Source organism: Halomonas sp. KM-1 (genome assembly GCF_000246875.1).
Classification (GTDB): Bacteria; Pseudomonadota; Gammaproteobacteria; order Pseudomonadales; family Halomonadaceae; genus Halomonas; species Halomonas aerodenitrificans.
This window is the reverse complement of the sequence record NZ_BAEU01000115.1, coordinates 61,999-68,363: the sequence shown is the minus strand read 5'-3', so window position 1 is coordinate 68,363 and position 6,365 is coordinate 61,999. Positions and strand designations below refer to the sequence as shown.

The following is a 6,365-nucleotide window of genomic DNA, read 5'->3' as shown; positions in this document are numbered from 1 at the left end:
AGCAGCGGCACCAGCGGCGCCAGGCGCGGGAAGGTGGCCTGCACGTGCAGCGGCATCATGCGCGCCACCACCGCATCGCGCAGCGCACCTGCGGGCGGCGCCTCGAGCAGCTGGCGCGCCATGTCCTGGAAGTCGATCACGCCCATGGCCTGGATGCGTCCCTCGGCAATGTCGGCAAGCAGCTCCGAGAGCCGCCGCGAGAGGTTCTCGATGGCGGTGAGCACGCGGCCGATGGCGCCGGAGAGCACGCGCAGGTCCCAGTCGTCGGACTGCGCCTCGCGCCAGCTCTCGAAGCGCTCCATCAGGCGCGGCGTGGCGAGCTGGGCGCGGGCGTCGAGCAGGGTCTGCTGAATGTTGGTCAGGGCATTGTGGTAGTGGCGCTCGTTGTCGAGCAGCGCGGACAGCTTGCCCTCGCGAGTGGGGTTCTCGCGCACCCGGCGCAGCTCCTGGGTCAGCGCGCGGATCGCCAGCAGGATCTGGTTGGTGATGTCGGGAATGCGGGAGAAATCGCCTCGCGCCAGCGCCGCCAGCACTTTGGCGGCGTCGTACTCGGAATAGAGCAGGTCCTCCACCTGGCTGGCCAGGGTCACCGCCTGGCGGCCGCTCGGGGTGAGGCGCACCTGGCCGGTCTGGCCCTGCTTCTCGATCAGCGCGGTGCGCTTGGTGCTGCGCCGGCTACGCTCCTCTGCCGCCGCGTCGTCGCCTGTCGTCGGCGATGGCGATGACGATGGCTGCCGGAAGTGAATCTCGCTGGGGGTGGAGAGCAGATTGATGACGAAGCTCAGATCGTCGTGGGGCAGTCCGGGGTAGCTCTCGCGCAGGTGATTGAGGCAGCGGCTCTGCGAGACGAAGGCACTGTTGGTGGCGAAGTCCTCGTCGAGCAGATAGTCGAGCAGCAGGCAGCCGAGGTCGAGCCAGTAGCCGTCGCGCAGCCCGCGACGCTGCTCCTGGCTCACCTGGACGAAGGGCGAGCCGGGCTCGTGGGCGCTGTCGTGCAGGTCGATCAGCCGCGTCGTGGCGATCAGCAGCTTGCTCCAGGCGGTCATGGGGTCTTCCCTGCGGGCGAAGAAAAAGGAGCATTATGCCAAGCTCGGCACCTCGGGTCATGGCGCGGATGGCTCCATTTTCACACGGTCTCTGCTTTTACACGCAGCCACGTGGAAACGGCCGGTTTGCCGATATGCGAGAATGCTCGCTGTCTGGCGAGATCGTCACCTTCTCGCCTCGGAGTCCACAGCAGCGCAGGGAGTGCCCAAGTGATCGATCAGACGTTAAAGCAGGTCTTCGGCTATGACGACTTCCGCTCCGGACAGCGCCCGGTCATCGAGGCGATAACCAGCGGCCGTTCGGCGGCGGCGATCTTTCCCACCGGCTCCGGCAAGTCGCTGTGCTATCAGCTACCCGCCCTGCACCTGCCCCACCTGACGCTGGTCATCTCGCCGCTGCTGGCGCTGATGCAGGATCAGCTGGCGTTCCTGGCCCGCCATGGCATCGACGCCGCCAGCATCGACTCGGGTCAGAGCCGCGAGGAAACGGCGGCGGTGATGGAAGGCGTCAAGCGCGGCGAGATCCGCATCCTCATGGTCTCGGTGGAACGACTCAAGAACGAGCGCTTTCGCGCTTTCATCCGCCGCGTGCCGATCTCGCTATTGGTGGTCGACGAGGCCCACTGCATCTCTGAGTGGGGTCACAACTTCCGCCCCGATTACCTCAAGCTGCCCCACTACCGCCATGAGTTCGGCATTCCCCAAGTGCTGCTGCTGACCGCCACGGCCACGCCGCGGGTGATCGCCGACATGCGCGAGCGCTTCGGCATCGCCGAGGCCGACGTCACCGCCACCGGCTTCTACCGCCCCAATCTCAACCTGGAAGTGGCGCCGGTGCCGGCCGAGACGCGCCCGCGTCGCCTGGTCGAGTGGCTCAGGCCCCGTCTCGGCGGCGAGCCGCCCCAGCCCACCATCGTCTACGTCACCCTGCAGCAGACCGCCGAGCGTCTGGCCGCCTACCTGAGCAAGGCGGGTTTCGTTGCCACCGCCTACCACGCCGGGCTCGACGCCGAGACCCGCGAGCGCATCCAGCGCAACTTCATGGAAGGCCATACGCCCTGCATCGTCGCCACCATCGCCTTCGGCATGGGCATCGACAAGGCCGACATCCGTAACGTGGTGCACTTCGACCTGCCCAAGTCGGTGGAGAACTACAGCCAGGAGATCGGCCGTGCCGGCCGCGATGGCCAGCCCTCCGATTGCTTGATGCTGGCCGGGCGCGATCACGTCAACGTGCTGGAGAACTTCGTCTACGGCGACACCCCGGAGCCCCACGGCATCCGCAAGGTGATCGACGAGCTGATCGAGGCGGCCGGGACCTCATGCCAATGGGAGCTGGTGCTCAACTCGCTCTCCCAGCACAGCAACATTCGCCCGCTGCCGCTCAAGACACTGCTGGTGCAACTCGAACTGCGTGGCTATATCGCGCCGCGCTACAGCTACTTCGCCGAGTACCGCTTCCGCCTGCACGACGAGCCCGAAGTGCTGGTATCGCGCTTCCAGGGCGAACGCAGCGCCTTCGTTCAGGCGATTGTCGACGCCTCGCAGCGTGCCCGCACCTGGTTCAACCTCGACTTCGCGGCCCTCGAACGGCTAGGCGAGGAGCGCGGCCTCAACGTCGAGCGCGCCCGCGTGCTCACCGCGCTAGACTATTTCGTCGCCCAGGGCTGGATGGTGCTCGAAAGCAAGCAGATGACCGAGGTCTATGAGGTGCTGCGCGGCGACATCGACGCCGCGGCCCTGAGCGAAGAGCTGCACGCCTATTTCCACGACAAAGAGCGGGCCGAGGTCGAACGTCTGCACGCCATGCTGGCGTTGTTCGAGAGCGAGGCGTGCCTGAGCCGCCGACTGGCCGAATGGTTCGGTGACACCCGGGCGCCGGAGCGCTGCGGCCACTGCTCGGCGTGTCGCGGCGCCGTCGCTCGTCTGCCGGAGCCCGAGCCGCTCGAGCCGCTGTCGAGCGAGGCCGTCGCACGCCTCACGGGAGAGCTGGTGCAACAGCTGGCCGCCAGCGACGAGCCTCATCCCGTCACCCCCGATCTACTGGCCCGCTTCCTGTGCGGCCTGACGTCTCCCCTGCTCACCCGGCTCAAGGCGCGCCGCCTGGCGGGCTTCGGCGCGCTGGAAGCGTACCGTTACGCCGAGGTCAGGGAGCTGGCCGCCCGCACGACATCGATCGATGGTCAGGCGTCGGCGGCACCGATGCCGTAATGGCGCAGCTTGTTGGCAATGGTGGTATGCGAGACCCCGAGCCGCTTGGCCAACTGGCGGCTGGAGGGATACTGCGGATAGAGCGAGGCCAGGATGCGGCGCTCCACGTCGCCCATGATGTCGGCGAGCGAGCCGTCGAGGTCGATGCCCGAGAGCCCCGGCGTCTCGCCCACGTCCGGCAAGCGCAGGTGGGCGGGCTCGATGGCGTCGCCCTCGCACAGCGACACCGCCTGGAACAGCACGTTCTCGAACTGGCGCACGTTGCCGGGCCAGTGGTAGGTGGAGAGCCTGGCCAGCGCCGCCGGTGACAGCGACGGCATACGGCAGCCGATCTGACGCGCGGCGCGATCGATGAAGTGCAGCGCCATGGCCTCGATACCGTCGAGACAGTCGCGCAACGGCGGCACCGCCAGCGACAACACGTTGAGCCGATGATAGAGATCCTGGCGGAAATGGCCTTCGGCGCAGAGCCGGGGCAGATCCTGCTGGGTGGCACAGATCACCCGCACGTCGAGATAGGTCTCCTCGTCGCTGCCCACCCGACGAAAGCCCCCGTCCTGCAGGAAGCGCAGCAGCTTGACCTGCAGCCGCGGGCTCATCTCACCCACTTCGTCGAGGAAGATGGTGCCGCCCGCGGTCATCTCCAGCAGGCCGAGCTTGCCCTCCGGGCGCGCCCCCTCGAAAGCACCCGGCGCATAGCCGAACAGCTCCGTCTCGGCCATCGATTCCGGCAGGCCGGCGCAGTTGAGCGCCATGAACGGCGACTGCCCACGGGCGCTGGCCAGGTGGCAGGCCCGCGCCAGCAGCTCTTTACCGGTACCGGTTTCACCGTGGATCAGCAGCGGCGCGTCCAGCGGCGCCATGCGCCGCGCCTCGCGAATCAGCGCAGCAAGTCGGGGACTCGCCTGGAACAGCGCATCGAAACCACGCAGCTCTTGGCGCTGTACCTGGTAGATGCGCTCGCCGATCCGGTCAGCGCTGTGCAGGGTCACCACGGCTCCGGCTAGGGAAGCCACGTCGTCGTGGTGCTCACGATGCAGTGGTGCGATGTCGGCTAGGAAGGTCGCATCGCGCAGCTTGATGCGCAGGCCGTTGACCCGCGCATTGTTGCGCCGAACCAGCGCCGGCAGATCCACGTCGGGCAGGTAGCGGTTGAGCGATAGCCCCGGCACCTCGTCGATGCGCACCCCGAGCAGCTGCCCGGCCGCGCGGTTGGCGGCCACCACGTGCCCCTCCATGTCGATCGACATCACCGGATCGGAGAGCGACGACAGCAGCGCATCGAGCTCGAGATGGCGCCGCTCGCTGGGCATCAGGCTGACCCGGCGCACGCCGAACACTCCCGGTATCGCCTCGAGCACCGGTTTCAGCGTGGCCAGTTGCGCATTGAGCAGGTTGGGAATGTGCAGATAGATGGCGTTGCCATGCTCACCGCCCACTTCGCCCCGCGCCACGTTGAGGCCGTAGTCGACGAAGTGCGACACGATATCGCGCAGGATGCCGATACGGTTCTGGCAGTGAAACCTCAATCTCATGGCGCTGGTGCCTCCGGGCGCGAAAAAGTACGTCAAGCCGACGTGACTCGCCTGTAAAGATAACGTGACACCTCTAGCGGTACAAACCTCGACGCTGCTGAAGTTGACGATATGGAAAGACGATCCGACATCAGCCGTCACGATTTCTTTACGCCCAAACCTCACTTCCCTTCGAAAAAGCCATCCGAAGACTGACAGACAACGCGCACACCGGCCCTAGACTCGAGTCAAAGGTTCGCCACACAAACACAAGATTTCAGCCGACCGGAGTGCCCCATGACGTCATCCAACCCGCATTTGAGCGATGTCGCCAGCAAGACCGGCTACCGCGCCCGTCTGCCCGACGAGAATGGCTACATCGACTGGCCGGAACAGGACAACGCCACCTGGCAGACCCTGATGCAGCGCCAGCTCGGCATGCTCGAAGGGCGCGTCTGCCAGGAGTATCTCGACGGCCTGGAGCGCCTCGCCCTGCCCGAGGACCGCATCCCCCAGCTCGCCGACATCGACCGCGTGCTGCAAGCGGCCACCGGCTGGCAAACCGCCCAGGTACCGGCGCTGATCCCGTTCGACACCTTCTTCAAGCTGCTGGCCAACCGGCGCTTCCCGGTGGCCACCTTCATCCGTACCCCAGAAGAGCTCGACTACCTCAAGGAGCCGGACATCTTCCACGAGATCTTCGGTCACTGCCCGATGCTCACCAACCCGGCCTTCGCCGAGTTCACCGCCACCTACGGCCGCCTGGGCCTCGAAGCCGAACCCAAGCAGAGAGTCTATCTGGCGCGCCTGTACTGGATGACGGTGGAGTTCGGCCTGGTGGACACCCCGGCGGGCCGGCGCATCTACGGTGGCGGCATCATCTCCTCGCCCAAGGAGACCCTGCACGCACTGTCGGATACACCCGAGCATCTGCCGTTCGATCCCATCGAGGCGCTGCGCACCCCGTACCGCATCGACATCCTGCAGCCGCTCTATTACGTACTGGACGATCTCACGACCCTGCACGACCTTTCCCAGCAGGACATCATGGCCATGGTGCACCGGGCCATGGAGCTGGGCCTGCACGAACCGCGCTTCGAGCCGGCCCCGAAGGCAGCCAAGGCATAAAGCCCGAACGCCAGCGACGACACCAATACCAACAAACCCAGACGAGGAGTGACCATGAGCCAACTTTCCGAACAGCAGTGCGAAGCGTGCAGCTGGGACGCCCCCCATGTCACCGACGACGAGCTCGATACGCTCAAGCGCGACATTCCCGAGTGGAGCGTAGAGGAGCGCGACGGCATCAAGCAGCTCGAACGCGTCTTCAAGTTCCGCAACTTCAAGCAGGCGCTGGCCTTCACCAACCGAGTCGGCGAGATTGCCGAGGAAGCCGGCCACCACCCCGCCCTGCTCACCGAATGGGGCAAGGTCACCGTGACCTGGTGGTCCCATGAAATGAAAGGGCTGCACAAGAACGACTTCATCCTGGCGGCACGCACCGACAAGGTCGCCGAGCAGCACTGAGCGATTCACGAGGGCTGGCGCAGCCGTCCTGGCTGCCCGGCTCACAACGTTTTGGGTCGATGTCTCC

At 66.2% G+C, this 6,365-nt stretch carries 5 protein-coding genes; 3 read left to right on the top strand and 2 right to left on the bottom strand.

Going from position 1 to position 6,365, the window contains the following annotated elements; all coding sequences use genetic code 11:
• The coding region (locus B8115_RS13035) for a hypothetical protein (RefSeq protein WP_010628251.1) at positions 1 to 1,046 on the bottom strand (1,046 nt) is incomplete at its 3' end.
• A gap of 210 nt (positions 1,047 to 1,256) precedes the next feature.
• Here B8115_RS13035 and B8115_RS13030 point away from each other — a divergent pair.
• Positions 1,257 to 3,257: an ATP-dependent DNA helicase RecQ gene (locus tag B8115_RS13030; RefSeq protein WP_010628250.1), complete on the top strand. Its 2,001-nt coding sequence runs from the start codon at positions 1,257 to 1,259 to the stop codon at positions 3,255 to 3,257.
• Here the strand turns inward: B8115_RS13030 and B8115_RS13025 are convergent.
• The gene (locus B8115_RS13025; RefSeq protein WP_010628249.1) at positions 3,230 to 4,792 is read right to left on the bottom strand and encodes a sigma-54-dependent transcriptional regulator; all 1,563 of its coding nucleotides are present in this window, start codon (positions 4,790 to 4,792) and stop codon (positions 3,230 to 3,232) included. The two genes, B8115_RS13030 and B8115_RS13025, sit on opposite strands and share 28 nt — an antisense overlap.
• Positions 4,793 to 5,068: 276 nt before the next feature.
• Here B8115_RS13025 and phhA point away from each other — a divergent pair, with 276 nt between their 5' ends.
• Positions 5,069 to 5,899 (top strand): phenylalanine 4-monooxygenase, encoded by an 831-nt coding sequence (gene phhA, locus B8115_RS13020; protein WP_010628248.1) that lies wholly within the window; start codon positions 5,069 to 5,071, stop codon positions 5,897 to 5,899.
• Positions 5,900 to 5,953: 54 nt separating this feature from the next.
• On the top strand, positions 5,954 to 6,298 hold the full coding sequence (locus B8115_RS13015) for a 4a-hydroxytetrahydrobiopterin dehydratase (protein ID WP_010628247.1): 345 nt from the start codon (positions 5,954 to 5,956) through the stop codon (positions 6,296 to 6,298).
• The last annotated feature ends 67 nt before the right edge of the window (positions 6,299 to 6,365 follow it).